The sequence below is a fragment of the Peribacillus sp. FSL E2-0159 genome (assembly GCF_038643155.1).
Lineage (GTDB): Bacteria > Bacillota > Bacilli > Bacillales > DSM-1321 > Peribacillus > Peribacillus simplex.
In genome coordinates this window covers 1,590,936-1,610,668 of the sequence record NZ_CP152053.1, presented here as the reverse complement: position 1 = coordinate 1,610,668, position 19,733 = coordinate 1,590,936, and the positions used below count along the sequence as shown (strand labels likewise).

The following is a 19,733-nucleotide window of genomic DNA, read 5'->3' as shown; positions in this document are numbered from 1 at the left end:
CCTATCTCCATTAACGATGAGATAATCGCCAAAGCCTACTCCGTTCATCCGTTTCGGTTTGGGGCTCGGAAGTCCATTCGCTTAAATTCGTTCACCAGTTTTCAGCAACCACTGGCTCTCTGCAGAACATCATTAAGGTACTATTCTTCGTCACTGCCTTTATCTTTTTCTTGATTATTATGTTAAAACAATCTTTTCAGTAAGTCAATGGAGTTTTCTAAAAATTATATTTTTATTTTTTCATTTTTATCCATTCTCCGTCATCGATTCCCTTTGCCTTCTTTATAACAAGATATGCTGAATAGGTGCTGACCGACTCAAACTCATCCGTATACTTTTTTTCATCCGCCTTACCGGGGACTATTTCCTTGAATCTTCGGTAAGCCTTCATAAATTCTTCCTTTTGTATTTTATTTTCATAAGCCTTTTCTACCGCTTCAAAGAATTTAATCACATCTACGATTTCGTCAGTAGACCAATCAAGATCCATTGGATATTGATAATCCATACCCTAAACACGCTCCTTCTAGATAGTTTTTCATGTTGTCCGGCAGACCATGCATCATCAGTCTGCCCATTTTGAACGAATTGCTTCCGCCTGGTCGATAATCCGACTGAATAGTTCCGCAGTCGATGGTACATCATGAATTAGCCCCATCACTTGTCCAGCCCAGGCAAAACCCTCACCTTCCACACCTTCATGGATATATCGCTGATTCGCTTTTCCACTTATGTAATCCTTCAATTGTTCATATCCGCCGTTTTCTTTTTCTATTTCAAGGATCTTATCGGTCCAGCCGTTTGCAATTACCCTGGCTGGTGCACCAATGGACCGCTTGATGACAACGGTATCATTTTCTGTACCGGAAACCAAGGCATTTTTATATAATTCATGTGCATGAACACACTCCTTGACTGCTATGAATCGTGTTCCCATCTCGATTCCTTCGGCACCAAGTGCCAATGCTGCCATCAAACCGCGTCCATCGCCAAAACCACCCGAGGCGATGACTGGAATTTTCACGGAGTCCACAACTTGAGGAATCAACACAGAAGTTCCAATATCATCACGGCCTAAATGTCCTCCTCCCTCCTGACCGACTACCATCACTGCATCTGCCCCAAGCTGTTCAGCCTTCATTGCCTGCCTTTTTGCAGCAACAAGCACGAGTTTTTTCACCTGGGTGCCTTTGACGTAATCAAGAAATGGTGCAGGGTTACCGCCGGTTACGGAAACAGCTGCTATATCCTCTTTCAAGGCTGCTTCCAGCATGTGTTCATAAGATCTTCCATGCTGTCCGATTGCAAAGTTCACACCAAAGGGTTTATCCGTCAATGATTTGGTTTTTCTAATTTCATCTATCAATTGCTCCGGGTTGTCCAAGGACATGGCCGTTACCTGCCCTAGCCCTCCTGCATTCGAAACTGCCGCAGCCAGGTCTGCATATGCTAAATGGGCCAATCCTCCTTGTACGATTGGGTATTGAATACCTAACAAATCGGTCACACGCGTTTTCCACTTCAAACTCCTCATCTCCCTTTTCATTTTGGTGGTTTATTTATTTAGTTAAATTCAAATCATTAGCTTCATTATGGCAAATATTGTTTACCCGTTCAATTTTTAAACTCACACATACAATTTTAATAAAAGAAGAATTCTTGAGTAGATCTAGTAAATACTAGTAAAATAGACATTTATAATCTGCTGATAATATTATTGAGCCCCTTAACAACAATGTCATATAGAAATTGTTTAAGCAGGACATTAAAAAGTCACTCTAGGCATTTATTATAAGACGTGCTATAATTCATATGTTTTATGTCTATCCACAAGCTTACTAACCATACGAATGGAAACGGAGAAACATACGATCGTAAATAGAAAGGGAATATATACTCCCAATATTTCGTACCTATTTTATTGAAAAGGGGCCACAAAGAATTGTCACAGAATGAAACACCCTTATACACTGCCTTATTGCAGCATGCAAAAAAAAATCCCGTTCAATTTCATATTCCAGGTCATAAAAAAGGAAAAGGAATGGACGCTGATTTCCGTAATTTCATTGGAGAAAATGCATTATCCATAGATTTAATCAATATCGCTCCACTCGATGATCTCCATCAGCCAAAGGGGATCATTAAACAAGCTCAGGATCTTGCCGCTGAAGCTTTTGGGGCAGATCACACATTCTTTTCCGTTCAAGGAACAAGCGGAGCAATCATGACGATGGTCATGACAGTATGCGGACCTGGGGACAAAATCATCGTCCCAAGGAATGTACATAAATCCGTAATGTCTGCCATTGTATTTTCCGGAGCTGTTCCCATTTTCATCAATCCTGAAATAGACAAAGATTTGGGCATCTCACACGGAATCACCGTCGATGCCGTTGAAAAAACTTTAAGGGAACATAGCGATGCAAAAGGATTGCTTGTCATCAATCCCACCTATTTCGGCATTTCGGCTGATTTGCAAAAAATAGTGGAAGTTGCTCATTCCCACCAAATCCCAGTACTTGTAGATGAAGCACATGGTGTCCATATACACTTCCATGAAGACTTGCCGATGTCAGCCATGCAAGCTGGAGCAGATATGGCTGCAACGAGTGTTCATAAACTGGGCGGTTCACTAACGGGAAGCTCCATATTAAATGTTAAGACTGGTTTAGTTTCCGCAAATCGTGTTCAAGCCATATTGAGCATGCTCACAACCACCTCAACCTCCTATATCCTTCTGGCTTCCCTGGATACGGCTAGAAGACAACTTGCGACTGTAGGCAGGGAAATGATCGATGAAGCGATCAATCTCGCAGGGTATATCCGTGAGGCCGTTAATGAGATTCCTTATCTTTACTGTGTCGGCAGCGAAATTCTCGAGAGTGAGGCAGCCTTTAGTTATGATCCGACTAAATTGATCATATCCATTAAGGAATTGAATATTACCGGATACGACGTTGAGAAATGGCTTCGTGAAAAGCATAATATCGAAGTGGAACTATCTGACTTGTACAATATCCTTTGCCTGATAACTCCTGGAGACTCAAAAACAGAAGCGGACCTGCTGATAGCTGCCCTTAGAGACTTATCGGATGAGTTTAAGGAAATGGCGGCTGAACATGAAAAAATTGAAGTCCTGCTTCCTGATACACCACCATTGGCTTTATCACCCAGGGAGGCATTTTACGCAGAAACCGAAGTGGTTCCCATTGAGGAATCTGTCGGCAAAATTAGCGCTGAATTCATCATGGTTTACCCGCCAGGAATCCCGATCTTCATACCAGGTGAATTGATTACTGAAGATAATATCAATTACATCCGGAAAAACATCGAGGCCGGCCTTCCTGTTCAAGGCCCTGAGGACCCAGAAATAAAATATTTACGCATCATTAAAAATTGATTGATCCCATCAAACCAGAGCATGTACTGCTCTGGTTTTTTTTGCCACTTTTGTTATGGAGCAAGTAGCTCCAAATAAACTGAAGATTTTTGCTTCATTAACTTCTATAAAAAGGGTGCTCCAGGTTATAATCCTGAAACACCCTTAAATTCTATTAATCTTAAAATCCTTATTCCATTTATTTTTCAGAGGCAGCTGTATCACAGCTTTGGCAGTTGTGATTGTGTGTATATAGTACACTTACTTTTTCATCTTCAAAATGTTCAATCGTGCTATTGCAAGTTTGACATACGATAGTTCCCATTTTTACAACCCCTTCCTCTATATTGTATGCATCAATTACTTAATGTAACCGCTTTAAATGAATTATAATATAACACATTTATTATTTCAAGCTAAAAAGTATAACATATATACTTTTTCCCATTTAATGAAACGTAATGTTGGAAGAAATGGATTCCAATCGTTCGTTAGACTGATTCTTTTTATTCAAACACGAGAATTTTTTATAAACGAAGAGCCCTGGAGCTCTTTTTACATATTACATACACTCCTTGCTTCAGCATAGCAAGGTGAAATAGGAATTTCGCCTTTTAATTTACATATAGATATGTATATAATACATCCATAAAATGTTAATATATTCTTATATCCTATCTATCTAAGGGGGATCCACATGACTGAAAATGCCTATATCAAACTTGTTCCTGAGTCCGCTAAAGGGACTGTAACCATCGAAGACGTGAAAGAATTGCTAAGCTATTATCAAATGATCACAGCAAAAACCGGAAAGCAACTGGATTGGGACTATGATAAAAAAGCATTTCCTTATGAAATGAAAGAACCGGAAAGAATGAAAGATAAGGCCATATACCTCCAATCCAAAGAAGATCGATACCACATGATATTGATAGGCGTTGACCAGGAAGTCGTTAAGGATGAAGATGGATCAGAGCGGATTCAATCCTATATCCAATTCACCCTCCCTGAAACTGCAACTTTCGGTGATAAGGGAAAAGCTAATGAATTGTGCAAGTTCCTTGCAAAGAAATTACGGGCGCAGCTACACCTCTTCAATAAACGGGTGATGTATTATTATCCAAGGAAATAAAAAACCTGCAGATGCCGAAATTGGCTCATGCAGGCGTTTCAATTAATTTTGGATCAAGGATCTCATAACCTTTCTTTTGAAAACCTTTCACGATATCCTCTATCGCTTCACTGGTCCATTTCCGGTCATGCATCAGTAAGTTCGCACCATTTCCTAAATAAGGGCTGTTCAACATGATCTCCGTTAAAGCTTTTTTATCCTGATACTCTTTTTCCCAGTCATATCCGTATGTCCAATTCATGACCAATATTTTTTCTTTCTCAGCGACTTTTTTTGAATGCTCGGTATTCGATCCAAATGGCGCCCTGAAGTACTTAGGGCGTACCCCTATAATGCCCTCAACCAAATTGTTCAATTTAACGATTTCCCGCTCTTGTTCCTTATCGGTCAACTCTTTTAAATTCACATGGGAATATGTATGATTGCCGATTGAAAAACCCATTTCATGAATTTCTTTCAGCATCGCTTTATTTTCATCATTTTCAAGAAAGTGACCGTTCACGAAAAATATCGCAGGTACTTCAAGGCGCTTCAGGGTTCGGGCGATTTCCAGAGAATATTTATCAGGTGCATCATCAAATGTTAACAACACCACTTTCGGATTCGCATCCCCAATGGGTTTATATGACCAATTCTCTTTATCCACCCGATATTCTGCCTTTACATTCCCTTCGCCAATTTTTTTTGACGTTTCTTTTTTCAAATCTTTCTCTTGCTGGCTTTCATCTTGGACCGTTGTTGTCGTTTCCTCACTTTTTTCATTCTCATTTTCAGTTTGACCGGAACTCGGATCATTACAAGCCATCAATAAAAATGATACTAAGGTAAATAATGCTACCACTTTGTTAATCATGATTCCTCCGTGGTTTCTTGTGTCATTGAGGCTTACGAAAAATTCAATAAACGGGTACTAACGTTTCCAAAAGGATTTGCAAAATCCCGTAACATAAAAGGCTTATCACGGTAACAAGCATGGTTCGTCTATTGGATTTTAAAATTATTTTACCAATGTAAATGGCTAAATAAGAAAAGACCAGAAACATGAATACTTTGAAAACGAATCGATCGTTAACAGACAGCCATTCAACTAATGTATACCCACTCCATACGATTAGTTGAAAGAGGATTACCAGATAATTTTTCAAGTGATCCACCTCATTTTATTATGAATATATCAGCCATGATCTTTTTATTGGCAAAAAATATTCCTTTAGCACATCGCTCATCTTATTTTTTATCCTCTATTACCTTTTTCAAAACCTTTTAAGGAAAAAAGTACGAAGTCCTTTTTATAGCTTATGCCCTTTTTGTCCGTTTCATTTAACTAGTGAGAAGAAAAACATGAATGAGGAGTCATCATCTGGCCAATACAAAAAAAGCGTACTGCATTAGGCAGTACGCTTTTTTTAAAATCAATTACTTAATGATGTGAATAGGAGTTCCAAGGGCAACTTCAGCTGCTTCCATTGTGATTTCCCCTAAAGTTGGATGTGCATGGATTGTCATTGCAATATCTTCGGCAGTCATTCCTGCTTCGATAGCTAAACCAAGTTCTGCAATCATATCAGATGCGTTTGGTCCTGCAATTTGTGCTCCTATAACCAATCCGTCTTCTTTGCGAGTGATAAGCTTCACAAATCCGTCCGTATTATTTAATGAAAGAGCACGTCCATTTGCAGCGAATGGGAATTTAGAAGCAAGCGCTTCGATTCCAGCTTCCTTAGCTTCTTTTTCATTATAACCGACAGAAGCAAGTTCCGGTTCTGAGAATACAACAGCCGGAATAGCAAGATAGTCGATTTCAGATGAATGTCCAGCAATGGCTTCAGCTGCAATTTTACCTTCATAAGAAGCTTTATGAGCCAACTGAGGTCCAGAAACGATATCACCGATTGCGTAGATGTTTTTCACGCTTGTACGGCATTGTTTATCCGTTTCGATCAAACCACGGTCAGTCATTTTGATTCCGACTTGCTCCAAGCCGATTTCAGCAGTATTTGGACGACGTCCAACTGTTACTAGAACGTAATCGGCTTCAACTTTTTTCTCTTCGCCTTTTACTTCATAAGTTACAGTTACACCTGTTTCAGTTTCTTCCACGCCTTTAGCATTTGCTTTAGTAACAATTTCAGCACCCTTGTTTTTAAGGTTACGCTTAACAAGTGCTGCCATTTGTTTTTCGAAGCCAGCAGAAAGAATTTCTTCCGTACCTTCAAGGATGGTCACTTTAGTGCCAAAGCTTGCGAATGCTCCGCCAAGCTCAGTACCGATGTAACCTCCGCCGATTACCACGATCGAACCTGGAACTTCTTCCAAAGCAAGAGCACCAGTGGAATTAAGTACACGTTTCGTATATTTAAATGACGGAATCTCGATTGGTGATGAACCAGTAGCGATGATTGCGTTTTTAAATGTATATGTTTGGGCTGAGTCATCATTCATAACACGGATGCTGTTTTCATCAACGAAATAAGCTTCGCCAGTTACAACCTCAACATTATTACCTTTTAACAGGCTGCTTACACCGCCTGTTAATTTTTTTACAACAGTACCTTTCCAAGCTTGTACTTTAGAAAAATCAACAGTAACTTTTTCTGCAAAGATACCCATATCTTCTGAATGCTGAGCTTCATGGAAACGGTGTCCCGCCGAGATTAAAGCTTTCGATGGGATACAGCCTACATTCAAACAAACTCCGCCGATTGTTCCTTTTTCAACGACCGTTACTTTCTGTCCAAGCTGTGCTGCGCGAATTGCGGCAACATATCCCCCTGGGCCTGAACCGATCACTAAAGTATCTGTTTCGATTGGAAAATCTCCTACTACCATTGTTTACGCCTCCATTAACAATAATTCTGGGTCGTTCAATAACTTTTTGATATGATTCAATGCATGCTGAGCAGTTGCTCCATCAATCATGCGGTGATCAAAGCTCAGTGATAATGCCAGAACTGGAGCGGCGATAATTTCCCCGTCGCGTACAATTGCTTTTTCGGCAATGCGTCCAATCCCTAGAATGGCAACTTCTGGATGATTGATTACAGGTGTGAACCATTGACCGCCTGCGGAACCGATATTCGTAATGGAGCAAGAAGCACCTTTCATTTCGTTAGGAGCCAATTTACCGTCACGAGCTTTCGTCGCTAATTCATTAATTTCTTGTGAAATGGCAAAAGTTGATTTACGATCTGCATCTTTTACAACTGGAACGAGCAGTCCTTTGTCTGTGTCTGCCGCAATTCCGATATTGTAATAGTGTTTATGGATAATCTCACTAGCCTCATCATCAAATGATGTGTTAAGCATAGGGAATTCACGCAATGCACTTGTTAACGCTTTAACAACATAAGGTAGGAATGTAAGCTTGATTCCTTTTTCTGCAGCAATTTCCTTGAATTTCTTACGGTGAGCAACCAGTAGCGTCACATCAACTTCATCCATCAATGTTACATGTGGAGCAGTCTGTTTGGATTTAACCATTGCTTTGGCGATAGCTTTTCTCATACCGCTCATTTTCTCGCGAGTTTCAGGATATTGTCCTTCTGGAATCGAAACTTTTGGTTTTTCGGTTGTTTCCTTATCATTTTGTTGTGAAGCTTCACTTTGAGCTGCTGGTTGCTGTGGAGCCGTTTTGCCGTTTTTGAAAGCATCGATGTCTTCTTTCATGATACGGCCGTTATCCCCAGAACCAGAAATCTCACGAATATTTACCCCTTGTTCGCGTGCATATTTCCTAACAGAAGGCATGGCGATAATACGTCGTGAAGGATCTGCCTCAACCTGTGGTTGTGATCCCGCGCCCGTTTCTGCACTATTTTCTTGAACCGGAGCAGCCTCTTTCTTGACTTCCTGTCCAGCTTCAGCAGTTGCTTGAACCTGGGCCTCCGTATCCTTTCCACCTTCTGCCTTCGCTTCTTCTCCATGATCCCCTTTAAACTGAAGATCTTCATATCCTGGAGCATCGAATGTTACAAGTACATCGCCAACAACGGCAACCGTTCCTTCTTGAACAAGGATTTCTTCAACGGTACCTTCCACTGGTGATGGGATTTCAACAACGGCCTTATCGTTTTGAACCTCACAAAGCACGTCATCTTCTTGTATCTTATCTCCTGGTTTTACAAACCATTTCACTATTTCACCTTCGTGTATACCTTCTCCGATATCAGGGAGTCTAAATTGGAATGCCACTGAGTTCAACCTCCTATATTAAATCATACTTAGTGCATTGAATAAAGTCCTTTATCTTGCATTACCGTTAATGCAAAATCACTTTCACTTGCAGGACGTTCATTCCCATTACTTAAGATTGTTAAAACTTCAAGACTTTAGTTGCCGTTTCAATAATGTCTTTATAATTAGGGAGCCATACTGTTTCAGCTTGTGAAAACGGGAATACCGTATCAGCAGCAGCCACTCGCAGTACTGGAGCATCCAAGCTCAAAATGGCACGCTCGTTAATTTCAGCGACAACATTCGCTGCTATACCAGCTTGCTTTTGGGCTTCTTGAACAACGATAGCGCGTCCAGTTTTTTCTACAGAAGCAATGATTGTATCAATATCCAATGGAGATACAGTCCGTAAGTCGACCACTTCGACGGAATGACCATCCTTAGCCAATTCTTCAGCTGCCTTGATGGATTCCTGTACCATCGCACCATACGTAATAATGGATAAATCCGTTCCTTCTCTTTTCACATCCGCTTTTCCTAATGGAATTGTATATTCCTCTTCAGGAACTTCCTGACGGAATGAGCGGTACAATTTCATGTGCTCAAGGAAAATGACTGGGTCATTATCACGAATCGCTGAAATCAATAAGCCTTTTGCATCGTAAGGAGTGGAAGGGATTACTACTTTTAACCCTGGTTGCTGAGCCATTAAACCTTCTAAGCTATCAGCGTGCATTTCCGGAGTGTGCACTCCGCCTCCAAAAGGTGAGCGAATTGTAACCGGCGCACTGTAACGTCCCCCTGAACGGTAGCGCATACGAGCAAGCTGACCGCTTACGGAATCCATTACTTCATATATAAACCCGAAGAATTGAATTTCAGGAACAGGACGGAAACCTTGTAAAGAAAGACCAACCGCTAATCCACCGATTCCAGATTCAGCAAGTGGTGTATCGAATACACGATCTTCACCGAATTCTTTTTGAAGATTTTCCGTTGCACGGAAAACTCCCCCATTAAGACCAACATCTTCTCCAAAAACGAGTACATTCTCGTCATTTTTAAGTTCAGTACGTAGTGCTTCTGTAATTGCTTGAATCATCGTCAATTGAGCCATGGCTTACTTCGACTCCTTCTCTTTATAAATTTCATATTGTTCTTTTAAGTTATAAGGCATTTCTTCATACATGTTCTCAATAAGGTCTGTAACCTTTTGCTTAGGTTCTGCATCAGCCTTTTTGATTGCTTCTTTAATATCGTCTTTTGCTTTTTCTATTGTTTCGTTCTCTAATTCTTCATTCCAAAGTTTTTTGTTTTCCAAGAACTTGCGGAAACGAACCAATGGATCTTTCAGTTCCCACTCATTATCCATATCGGAAGTACGGTAACGTGTCGGGTCATCCCCAGCCATCGTATGTGGTCCATATCGGTAAGTTAATGTTTCGATCAATGTAGGACCTTCACCATTAATTGCACGTTCACGTGCTTCTTTAACAACTGTATAAACGGCCAATGCATCCATACCATCAACCTGGATACCAGGAATACCTGCAGCCACACCCTTTTGGGCTAAAGTTTTTGATGCTGATTGCAATTCAACAGGAGTCGAGATTGCAAAACGGTTATTTTGCACGATGAAGATAGCTGGCGCTTTAAATGCACCTGCAAAGTTAATACCCTCATAGAAGTCACCTTGAGATGTTCCACCGTCACCCGTATATGTGATGGCTACAGCTTTTTTTCCGCGTTTCTTCAATCCAAGAGCCACTCCGGCAGCTTGGATATATTGAGCGCCGATAATGATTTGAGGCGAAATGACATTGACGTCTTCAGGAATTTGATTTCCCTTAAAGTGTCCACGGGAGAATAGGAATGCTTGCCAAAGCGGCAGGCCGTGCCAAACGATTTGCGGCACATCACGGTAACCAGGAAGAATGAAATCCTCTTTTTCCAAAGCATACTGTGAAGCGATTTGAGAAGCTTCTTGACCGGCAGTCGGTGCATAGAACCCTAATCTGCCTTGGCGGTTCAGTGATATAGACCGTTGATCCAAGATGCGGGTATAAACCATACGACGCATTAATTCTTGCAGTTGTTCATCACTTAAATCAGGCATTGCCGCTGCGTTAACGACTTCTCCCTCTTCATTTAAAATTTGAAAAGTTTCAAATTGATCTTCCACTTTCTTAAGCTGATCTTGAACATTAATTTTAGCTTGTTTAGTTTTTTGAGCCATTTTGGCACCTCATCCTTTCATTAAAAAGGTTTACTATTATTATTCTATAAAGCAAAAATAGTTTGCTTTTTAGTTTCTTCAACAATTCATTCTTTTATTTTTCCCTTAAGACCAATCCCTCAAACGTGGATACGCTTAATATGTCTCAATCTTATTCTGTACCATAAAAAAAATCAAGGAAAATGATACAAGAATTTTTATAGATTAAGTTTACAAGATGAATTATCATCAAGTCAATCACTTGGAGTTCCTTATAATTTTGATTTAATAGAATTTCCAATACTCACACTTCTCCACTGTATTAGTTTTCACTTTACAACTGTACTATTAAATTTTCCGTATTTTTCAATTTAAGGATGGCGAAGGATAACATTTCAATTCCCCGGCATATCAGATCGATTCCAAAACCGCTTTAACTAAAGGCATTTGAGCCTTTAAAATAATATTCCAAAAAAATATTTAAACGCTTTCATATAAGTCTGCTGTTAGAATTTTAGTTATCGTTTTTTTTTAGTACAGGTATGAAAATTTCACATTAAGCTGGTTGCACAAAAAGACCATTTTAGTATCTTTTTGTACTTATATGAACTGGATTGAAAAAAATATGGGCTGTGAGTGAGGATCACAGCCCATCATTATTTATATTATTTTGTTGAATCAGCCATTTCTATGCCGGAACTATCATAAAAACTTTCTTTTTTTTGATTTGATTTTTCCGTTAAAGCATTAAATTCCTCATTCGCTTTCAAAACTTTTGTATAAGAGGTATTGATTTTCTCGATTTGCACTTGTAATTCATCCATTTTCAAATCCTCTTTTTTAAAAAGTTCATATAATTCACGATCATAAGCCAGACTTTGTTGATAGGCATCATATAAATTATCGTAGGTGCTATAGCGCTCACTCATGACCTTTTTCATATCAGTCGCTTCTTTTTTTATCTTTTCATCCTCTATTTTCCCGATTTGTTCATTTATCTGATTGAATTGTTCTTTTGAGGATTGCATACTGCTTTGTTCCTTTTCAATTATTTTTTCCCTTTGGTCGATATTCTTGGTTGCTTCATCTGATAGCTCGACGATCTGTTCATAATCATCCAATCCAAGTTTAATGATTTTCTCATATTTTTCTTTTTCTTTTTTCTCCAAATCATTAAGAGGCTCCTGATGCTCGGTGAAATCACTTTCCTTTTCTGCAGTTTTCTCTAGGATTTTGTGGATTTTTTCTTCCGGTGAACCATTAAAACAACCAGTCAAGATCACTAAAGAAAGAAGTAAAATAACATATGGACCAAAACGATTCAACATAGACAGCTCCTTCTGATAGTTCTTCGAAGATTCATATTTCTCTAAATTCCCTTATAAGCCGCAGACACTTGTTACAATCATATTCTGAACAGGTTTTTTTCATTACTGGGCGCTAGCCTACACCCTTTAAACCATACTGCATAGGCTGTAGGGACCGTTTCAAATCAGAGTGGTCAGCATTTTAATAATACAAAAACGGAGGTATGAAATTATGTATGGAGGTTACAACCAGGAATGTTGTTATCCGGTTTCCGTTGCACCCAGCTATGGTTATGGTGATGGTGGAGGCTGCGGCTTTGGAAGCGGCTTTGCCATAATCATTGTCCTGTTCATTTTGCTAATCATTGTCGGCGCGTGCTTATGCTAAACAGGTAATTACTATTACCTTTACCCGAAAATGTTAACTATTTACCCTGATTCACAAAAAATGATTTATTTTTTTAAATAGACCTTAACACGTAAATAAAATTATGGCTGGGATAGGAATTAATCGACTTGATTCCATCCCTTCCATTTTTCTTTCATTAGACTATCCATTAACTTTCAGCATTTTTTTTGTTAAAATAACTTATACATATTATAAGAATTTTTATGGGGTGAAAGATTATGCTTACCATGGATGATTTTGTTAATGAAGACGATCCAATCTTAAGGCAAGTCGCGGTAGAGGTTCCGCTTCCGGCATCATATGAAGATAAGCAACTTTTAGCCAGCTTGATGGAATATGTCCAAAACAGCCAGAAGCCCGATATTGCTGCTCTATACGGGTTAAGGGCAGGAATTGGCTTGGCTGCACCACAGGTGAATGTTTCAAAAAGGATGATTGCGGTTCATTTGAAAGAAAAGGATGATCAACTGTATAGCTATGCACTTTTCAACCCTAAACTCATTAGCCATTCAGTGGAAAAAGCATACTTGACATCCGGAGAAGGCTGCCTATCCGTAAATCGTCCCGTTTCCGGCTATGTGCCCCGTTATGCTCGAATAACGGTAGTGGGTACGGACCTGGAAGGAAAATCGGTTCAACTCCGCCTGAAAGGCATCGCAGCCATTTGCTTTCAACATGAAATCGACCACCTTAATGGAATCATGTTTTATGATCATATCAATCCGGAAGACCCCTTTGCCATTCCGGAAAATTCAATTGCGGTGGAAAGGTAAACGTAATAAGCAACACCCCCATCTGTTGGTTGACGGGGGTGTTGTTTTTTATATCAGTTCAAGTTCCTTCAAACCAAAAAGTATGCCATCATCATCGACATCCTTCGTTACAAAGTCGGCCTCTTGCTTCACAAGTTGACCGGCATTCCCCATTGCCACGCCATATCCCGCTACTTTTAACATCTCTATATCATTTAAGCCATCTCCAAAGGCGTAAACATCCTCCAGAGCAAACCCGACTTTTTCCATTAATATTTTAATGCCCTCAGCTTTTGAACCCCCGAATGGAAGTACATCCGTCGAATATGCATGCCATCTTATGAAGTGAAAGTCATCATATTTCCCAACAAAGTTCCCTTCTTCATCTTCCGAGCAGAATAATAAGGCTTGGTATATATCATGGTCCTCATAAAAATCTGCCACATGTTCCGGGTGGGGAAACTTCAGGCTGCTTAATGCTTCTTCAATTCGGCTATGATGCGGAACACTCGATTTCATTGTCTCCTCATTCATGAATACGATCGGTATTTCATTATTCTCAGCATGTTCGTGGAGCCGTTTTATCTCAGGTATGCTCAAAGGGTTTTTATAAACGACTTTCCCTTCAAAAACAACGTATTGTCCATTGAAACTTACGAATGTATCGATGCCAAGCTCTTCCCTTAAAGACTCGAACATGAACGGAGCCCTTCCTGTGGCAATCGCTACAAAAACCCCGCTATCCTGCAGTTGCTTAATGGCTTTTTTTGTTGAAGCAGGTAACTTTTTTTCATGATCAAGCAATGTTCCGTCAATATCAAAGAATACGATTTTCACTAACGATTCACTTCCAATTCATTCATTTTTTCCTTTTTTAATATGTACCCATTTAATAATTGTCATCAAGATAAGTCAAGTAACTATACCGGATTCAACTCAAAGTTACGTTTTTTATTCAGGAATGGGCATATACTATTCTTAATAGAAACTAACTCAGGTTACACTTCTCCCATCCTTCTTGCCTCTAAAATCCCAATTGCTTGTTTGAATGAGCCTTTTTTTTCAAAAATGGGCCAAGTACCTGTAAAGACGTATTTACATTATTGAATAATCCTATACAATAATAACTAAGGGAGCGTGATCGCCATGTTAAAAAAGCTTCGTAAAAAGCTTGTTAAACAGTGGAATGATCTTTTAAGAAAAAAATCTATCGCATGATTTGCCACTCATTCCTGCCTTGGCCGTCATCCATATGCGAATTTTTTTCGGACAGCCCTTCAAAAACTTGCGGAGGGCTTCTTCCTTGTTGTAAAGTTCTTGTTAAGCATTCTTTCTATCTTGGCTTTTATTTGGTCAAGTGAATACATATTTCAATCAAAATATGAGTCGTTGTGTTTTCATGAAACGATGTAAACAATGGTACTTTATTAATTTAAAGAAATCGTTTAGAAAAAAAAGATCCCATGATTTAAGTTTTACACATGGCAAAAACGGATAGGATATAAGGTAGAGGAAGCTACAATTGGATAGATACCAGAATCTGCCATCTATTTTTATATATACTTTTAGACATTGGTATATTTAATTCATCAAACCCCTTCCGTTTTTATGGCGGAGCTGGGTTTATTTTTACATGATGTTGAAAAACATGAAAAAATTGTTGTTTTTATATATAATGAAAAAAGCAATGCAAACAAGTGAGGAGAGATTAAAATGGTTTTTAAGGTATACTATCAAGTAACCATATCAGAGGTTCCAATCCGGGAGAATACTAAAACAATGTTTATCGAAGGTGAATCCGTTCGTGACGTCCGTTTAAAACTAAAAAAAGAACCTTATAACGTAGAGATCGTACTACCCGTAACCGGAGCATATTTAGAATATGAAAAACAAAATGAAGATTACAAAGTATTGGAGCTATAATTTATGAAATTTGTAAAAAACGATCAAACAGCTGTATTCGCCCTGGGCGGTTTAGGCGAAATCGGTAAGAACACATATGCTGTTCAGTTTCAAGATGAAATCATCATCATTGATGCTGGAATTAAATTTCCTGAAGATGAACTTCTCGGTATTGACTATGTGATTCCAGATTACAGCTATTTAGAGAAAAATGTAGATAAAATTAAAGGTGTCTTCATTACCCATGGCCATGAAGACCATATTGGCGGGATTCCTTATTTACTTAGAAAAGTGAATGTCCCTGTATACGGCGGGAAGCTGGCACTTGGACTGCTTCGTAATAAATTGGAAGAACACGGCCTATTACGTCAGACAACCATGATTGAAATCAGTGAAGATGAAGTGATCAAGTTCCGGAAAACGTCCGTCTCTTTCTTCCGCACAACTCACAGTATTCCTGACTCTTATGGGATCGTTGTAAAAACCCCACCTGGACAAATTGTTCATACTGGTGATTTCAAATTCGACTTCACACCAGTGGGCGAGCCTGCAAACCTGACCAAAATGGCTGAAATCGGTAAAGAAGGAGTATTGTGCTTACTCTCGGATAGCACAAATAGTGAAGTGCAGAACTTTACTATGTCCGAAAGCCGTGTCGGCGATACCATTCATGACATTTTCCGTAAGGTTGACGGCCGGATTATTTTTGCAACATTTGCATCTAACATCCATCGCCTTCAGCAAGTTGTAGAAGCAGCCGTGGCTAACGGCCGTAAAATAGCCGTTTTTGGCCGAAGCATGGATTCAGCCATATCAATTGGACAAGATCTTGGTTATATCGTAGCTCCTAAAGATACATTTATTGATGTACAGCAATTGAATCGTATGCCTGCGAATAAAGTAACCATCCTTTGTACAGGTAGCCAAGGTGAACCAATGGCAGCCCTGTCGCGCATAGCGAATGGCACTCACCGTCAAATTCAAATCATTCCTGGTGATACTGTAGTATTTTCATCTTCACCTATCCCAGGTAACACAATCAGCGTTTCCAGAACGATCAATCAATTATATCGTGCAGGAGCTGACGTCATTTCAGGTCCTTTGAATGACATTCATACATCAGGACATGGCGGACAGCAGGAACAGAAGCTAATGCTTCGTTTGATAAAACCAAAATTCTTCATGCCAATCCATGGTGAATACCGTATGCAAAAATTACATGCCCGCCATGCAGTCGATTGCGGTGTTCCGGAAGAAAATTGCTTTATCATGGATAATGGTGAAGTTCTTTCCTTAAGTGAAAACACAGCACAAATCGCCGGTAAAATCCCTTCAGGTTCGGTTTATATCGATGGAAGCGGCATCGGGGATATCGGTAATATCGTTCTCCGTGATCGTCGGATTCTTTCCGAGGAAGGTCTTGTCGTTGTCGTGGTCAGCATCAATATGAAGGAATTCAAAATTGCATCCGGTCCTGACATCATCTCACGCGGATTTGTTTATATGAGAGAATCAGGAGACCTGATCAGCGATGCTCAATCCTTGATCACTAAGCATTTAAATAAGGTGATGGATCGCAAAACTACACAATGGTCTGAAATTAAAAATGAAATTACAGACACTTTATCTCCATTCCTATATGAAAAAACTAAACGCCGTCCAATGATCCTACCGATCATCATGGAAGTTCAATAAATAGTAGAAGCCCAGCCATTGATGGCTGGGCTTTTTTGTGGATGAAAGGTGCGTGCTGCCCGATATTGAGCAAGCCTTGCTTATTCCACTATTTTTTTTTCAAAGCGAGTGATGTCCGAATCCGCGCCGATGACGATCAATATATCACCTTTATGAATTAAATCGCTCGCCTGTGGAGATACATTTATTTCGTTACCTCTTTTGATCGCGACGATATTCAGCCCATAGTGAGCACGGATATCAAGGTCGAATATCGAGTTTCCATTCATCTTTTGGCTTGCAACAATTTCGACGATGGAGTGTTCATCAGAAAGCTCCAAATAATCAAGAATGTTATTGGAGACGATATTATGGGCAATCCTTCTCCCCATATCGCGTTCGGGGTGCACGACAAAGTCGGCCCCGATTTTCCGAAGAACCTTCTCATGATAATCATTTTGCGCTTTAACCGTTACATTTCCGACACCCAATTCCTTAAGCATGAGGGTCGTCAATATACTAGCTTGAATATTCTCGCCAATCGCTACAATGACGTGATCAAAATTACGAATTCCGATGTTTCTCAGTACATTTTCATCCGTCGTATCCCCTACTACGGCATGTGAAGCTATCCTGGCAAATTCATTCACTCGATCTTCGTCAGCATCGATAGCCAGAACCCCTAATCCTTCTTCAGCTAATGTCTTGACTATGCTGCCGCCAAAACGACCAAGTCCAATCACCGCAAATTCTTTTTTCACAATAAGCCCTCCAACGTCATTCGTTCTCTCTTTAGAGCATGTTCTGTACTGAAAAGCATTTTTACGCTTCGCTTCCTTTAAACGTTATATAGTCCGTTAAGTGATTGATCGCGAGTTCAATCGCAGTTTCATCCGGACTTAACTTAGCGTGGTGCAATCCATATTCCGATGAAACCCCCAGCCAGAACATGAATCCTGGAATTTCCTTTAACATATAGCCAAAATCTTCACCAGTCATCGCTTCAGTACATTGATGCAAATGAACAGCAGTTGACTTCTCTGTAAATTCCATGAATTCCCTGGTCAACCGTTCTTCATTATAAACCTGGTGATACATCGCGCCATAGTCGATTTCAGCCAAGCACTCATATCCCACTTGTATACCATCCACAAGCGCTTTTATTCTTGACTTGACCTTTACCATCGATTCGGGGTTAAGGGTGCGTATTGTGCCTTCTAACCGCGCTGTCTCCGCAATAATATTTTGAACGGTGCCTCCAGTAATCTTCCCAACTGTAATGACTGCTGAATCAAGTGGATTGACATTTCTGGAAACGATTGTTTGCAGCTGCCCTACAAGCGCGCAGGCAGCAATGACCATGTCATTTGTTTCGTGCGGATAGGCTGCATGCCCTCCTTTCCCCCTCAAATCGATGAATAATTCAGATGTATTGGCAAATAGAAGCCCTTCTTTAACGGCAATCGTCCCGACTGGATACTCTGGAGCAATATGTAAAGCAAGAATCATATCCGGCTTCCATTTTTTCATGGTTTCCGATTTAAGCATTGGTTCAGCTCCGCCAGGACCCTCTTCTGCAGGCTGGAAGATGAACAGCAAGTCATCATCGATCGGATTTTCGGTGAAATATGTCAATAAACCCAAACCTATGCTCATATGAAAATCATGACCGCAGGCATGCATATATTCCTCGTGGTTGGATGCGAACGGCAATCCGGTTTCTTCTTTTATCGGCAGACCGTCTATATCAGCCCGGTAGCCAATTGTTTTTCGCGGGTTCATTCCCTTCACTTTCACGAATATCCCAGTCCGCCAAGTTTCTATTTCCATCCGCTCCTGGGCCAGATTCGTTATGTAATTCAGTAGGTATTGCTGTGTCTTGAATTCTTTGAATCCTATCTCCGGTATTTGATGCAAATCACGCCGAATCTCGGCAAAAGGATTTATTTTCACATTATTTCCTCCCTATACAGAAAGCGTGGATATATTTATCCACGCTTCAGGCAATATTCACTAAAGAAATTAAAGTTGACGAAGTTCTTGCATGATTTCTGTTTTTGATTTTGTTTTTTCGTCAATTTGTTTAATGACCCGTGCCGGGATACCAGCAGCCACGGAGTAAGGAGGAACGTCTTTCGTTACAACTGCACCTGCTGCCACAACTGAGCCTTGACCGATTTTCACACCTTCTAGTACGACCGCATTGGCTCCGATTAAAACATCATCTTCCAAAATGACCGGTTGTGCGGAAGGAGGCTCGATGACTCCTGCTAAAACGGCACCTGCACCTACGTGACAGTTTTTACCCACTGTTGCACGTCCGCCCAGTATTGCGTTCATGTCGATCATTGTGCCTTCACCGATAACAGATCCAATATTGATCGATGCACCCATCATGATGACTGCGTTGTCTCCAATGGATACTTGGTCACGGATTATTGCGCCGGGCTCGATACGGGCTTTGATGCCTTTTAGGTCCAACAAAGGAATGGCAGAGTTACGGCGATCATTTTCAACTACATAATCCTCGATTTTTGTTCCTGCTGCCTTGATTGCTTCTTCGACTTCAGACCACTCACCGAATACAACACCTGTATTTCCTGTTATGAAAGTTTTAGAAGCTGGACCAAAATCCATGCCTTCTAAGTCGCCTTTGACATATACCTTTACAGGTGTAGATTTTTTACTATTTGAGATAAAAGAAATAATTTCGTTTGCATCCATTTTATTCATTCCGGGTAAACCTCCTAAATATGTATCATTACTCGTTTTAAATTTACCAGACAACTG

General features: G+C 40.1%; 20 protein-coding genes and 1 other annotated feature (1 of these 21 only partly in view). Of the genes, 6 read left to right on the top strand and 14 right to left on the bottom strand.

Annotated features, from left to right (window positions below; translation table 11 throughout):
- Positions 1-163, bottom strand: a binding site (T-box leader); it reaches 68 nt to the left of the window's first position.
- Positions 164-232: 69 nt separating this feature from the next.
- Complete coding sequence (locus NYE63_RS08000; protein WP_063231981.1) at positions 233-508, bottom strand: UPF0223 family protein; 276 nt, start codon at positions 506-508, stop codon at positions 233-235.
- Between the two features lie 57 nt (positions 509-565).
- Entirely contained in the window at positions 566-1,525 is a 960-nt protein-coding gene (locus NYE63_RS07995) for a nitronate monooxygenase family protein (protein WP_342604738.1), read from the bottom strand.
- A gap of 417 nt (positions 1,526-1,942) precedes the next feature.
- Between NYE63_RS07995 and NYE63_RS07990 the strand changes: the two genes are divergently transcribed.
- Positions 1,943-3,400 carry an aminotransferase class I/II-fold pyridoxal phosphate-dependent enzyme gene (locus tag NYE63_RS07990; protein ID WP_342604737.1) on the top strand — a complete coding sequence of 486 codons (1,458 nt, stop codon included), beginning with the start codon at positions 1,943-1,945 and terminating at the stop codon, positions 3,398-3,400.
- A 178-nt stretch (positions 3,401-3,578) separates the two neighbouring features.
- Here the strand turns inward: NYE63_RS07990 and NYE63_RS07985 are convergent, their stop codons facing one another.
- On the bottom strand, positions 3,579-3,704 hold the full coding sequence (locus tag NYE63_RS07985; RefSeq protein WP_072272684.1) for a GapA-binding peptide SR1P: 126 nt from the start codon (positions 3,702-3,704) through the stop codon (positions 3,579-3,581).
- Between the two features lie 372 nt (positions 3,705-4,076).
- Here NYE63_RS07985 and NYE63_RS07980 point away from each other — a divergent pair, with 372 nt between their 5' ends.
- On the top strand, positions 4,077-4,511 hold the full coding sequence (locus NYE63_RS07980; protein WP_342604736.1) for a DUF1885 family protein: 435 nt from the start codon (positions 4,077-4,079) through the stop codon (positions 4,509-4,511).
- 25 nt (positions 4,512-4,536) lie between these two features.
- On the opposite strand, the gene NYE63_RS07975 is transcribed toward NYE63_RS07980, so the two are convergent.
- From NYE63_RS07975 to NYE63_RS07945, 7 genes are all read right to left on the bottom strand, one after another.
- Positions 4,537-5,364, bottom strand: coding sequence for a polysaccharide deacetylase family protein (locus tag NYE63_RS07975; protein ID WP_342604735.1), 828 nt, complete (start codon positions 5,362-5,364; stop codon positions 4,537-4,539).
- Between the two features lie 43 nt (positions 5,365-5,407).
- The gene (locus NYE63_RS07970; RefSeq protein ID WP_307272566.1) at positions 5,408-5,665 is read right to left on the bottom strand and encodes a hypothetical protein; all 258 of its coding nucleotides are present in this window, start codon (positions 5,663-5,665) and stop codon (positions 5,408-5,410) included.
- 262 nt (positions 5,666-5,927) lie between these two features.
- Complete coding sequence (gene lpdA, locus NYE63_RS07965) at positions 5,928-7,340, bottom strand: dihydrolipoyl dehydrogenase (RefSeq protein ID WP_342604734.1); 1,413 nt, start codon at positions 7,338-7,340, stop codon at positions 5,928-5,930.
- A 3-nt stretch (positions 7,341-7,343) separates the two neighbouring features.
- Positions 7,344-8,702: a dihydrolipoamide acetyltransferase family protein gene (locus tag NYE63_RS07960; protein WP_342604733.1), complete on the bottom strand. Its 1,359-nt coding sequence runs from the start codon at positions 8,700-8,702 to the stop codon at positions 7,344-7,346.
- Positions 8,703-8,823: 121 nt separating this feature from the next.
- Entirely contained in the window at positions 8,824-9,801 is a 978-nt protein-coding gene (locus tag NYE63_RS07955) for an alpha-ketoacid dehydrogenase subunit beta (protein ID WP_251427584.1), read from the bottom strand.
- 3 nt (positions 9,802-9,804) lie between these two features.
- Positions 9,805-10,920 (bottom strand): pyruvate dehydrogenase (acetyl-transferring) E1 component subunit alpha, encoded by a 1,116-nt coding sequence (gene pdhA / locus NYE63_RS07950; RefSeq protein ID WP_289317288.1) that lies wholly within the window; start codon positions 10,918-10,920, stop codon positions 9,805-9,807.
- A 644-nt stretch (positions 10,921-11,564) separates the two neighbouring features.
- Positions 11,565-12,227 carry a YkyA family protein gene (locus tag NYE63_RS07945; RefSeq protein ID WP_342604732.1) on the bottom strand — a complete coding sequence of 221 codons (663 nt, stop codon included), beginning with the start codon at positions 12,225-12,227 and terminating at the stop codon, positions 11,565-11,567.
- Between the two features lie 211 nt (positions 12,228-12,438).
- Here NYE63_RS07945 and NYE63_RS07940 point away from each other — a divergent pair, with 211 nt between their 5' ends.
- Both NYE63_RS07940 and def read left to right on the top strand, forming a co-directional pair.
- Complete coding sequence (locus tag NYE63_RS07940; RefSeq protein ID WP_342604731.1) at positions 12,439-12,594, top strand: YjcZ family sporulation protein; 156 nt, start codon at positions 12,439-12,441, stop codon at positions 12,592-12,594.
- Between the two features lie 239 nt (positions 12,595-12,833).
- Positions 12,834-13,388: a peptide deformylase gene (gene def, locus NYE63_RS07935; protein WP_342604730.1), complete on the top strand. Its 555-nt coding sequence runs from the start codon at positions 12,834-12,836 to the stop codon at positions 13,386-13,388.
- A 48-nt stretch (positions 13,389-13,436) separates the two neighbouring features.
- Here the strand turns inward: def and NYE63_RS07930 are convergent, their stop codons facing one another.
- Positions 13,437-14,204, bottom strand: coding sequence for a Cof-type HAD-IIB family hydrolase (locus NYE63_RS07930; protein ID WP_342604729.1), 768 nt, complete (start codon positions 14,202-14,204; stop codon positions 13,437-13,439).
- Between the two features lie 876 nt (positions 14,205-15,080).
- Here NYE63_RS07930 and NYE63_RS07925 point away from each other — a divergent pair.
- Positions 15,081-15,290 (top strand): RNA polymerase epsilon subunit, encoded by a 210-nt coding sequence (locus tag NYE63_RS07925; RefSeq protein ID WP_063231994.1) that lies wholly within the window; start codon positions 15,081-15,083, stop codon positions 15,288-15,290.
- A gap of 3 nt (positions 15,291-15,293) precedes the next feature.
- A complete protein-coding gene (gene rnjA, locus NYE63_RS07920) occupies positions 15,294-16,964 on the top strand; it encodes a ribonuclease J1 (RefSeq protein ID WP_063231995.1) in 1,671 nt (556 codons plus the stop codon).
- 80 nt (positions 16,965-17,044) lie between these two features.
- On the opposite strand, the gene NYE63_RS07915 is transcribed toward rnjA, so the two are convergent.
- The 3 genes from NYE63_RS07915 to dapD all read right to left on the bottom strand — a co-directional run bounded on the left by NYE63_RS07915 (position 17,045) and on the right by dapD (position 19,676).
- Positions 17,045-17,704 (bottom strand): TrkA family potassium uptake protein, encoded by a 660-nt coding sequence (locus NYE63_RS07915; RefSeq protein ID WP_342604728.1) that lies wholly within the window; start codon positions 17,702-17,704, stop codon positions 17,045-17,047.
- Between the two features lie 61 nt (positions 17,705-17,765).
- Positions 17,766-18,890, bottom strand: coding sequence for an N-acetyldiaminopimelate deacetylase (locus NYE63_RS07910; protein WP_342605707.1), 1,125 nt, complete (start codon positions 18,888-18,890; stop codon positions 17,766-17,768).
- 75 nt (positions 18,891-18,965) lie between these two features.
- A complete protein-coding gene (dapD, locus tag NYE63_RS07905) occupies positions 18,966-19,676 on the bottom strand; it encodes a 2,3,4,5-tetrahydropyridine-2,6-dicarboxylate N-acetyltransferase (RefSeq protein WP_141992439.1) in 711 nt (236 codons plus the stop codon).
- Positions 19,677-19,733: the final 57 nt, after the last annotated feature.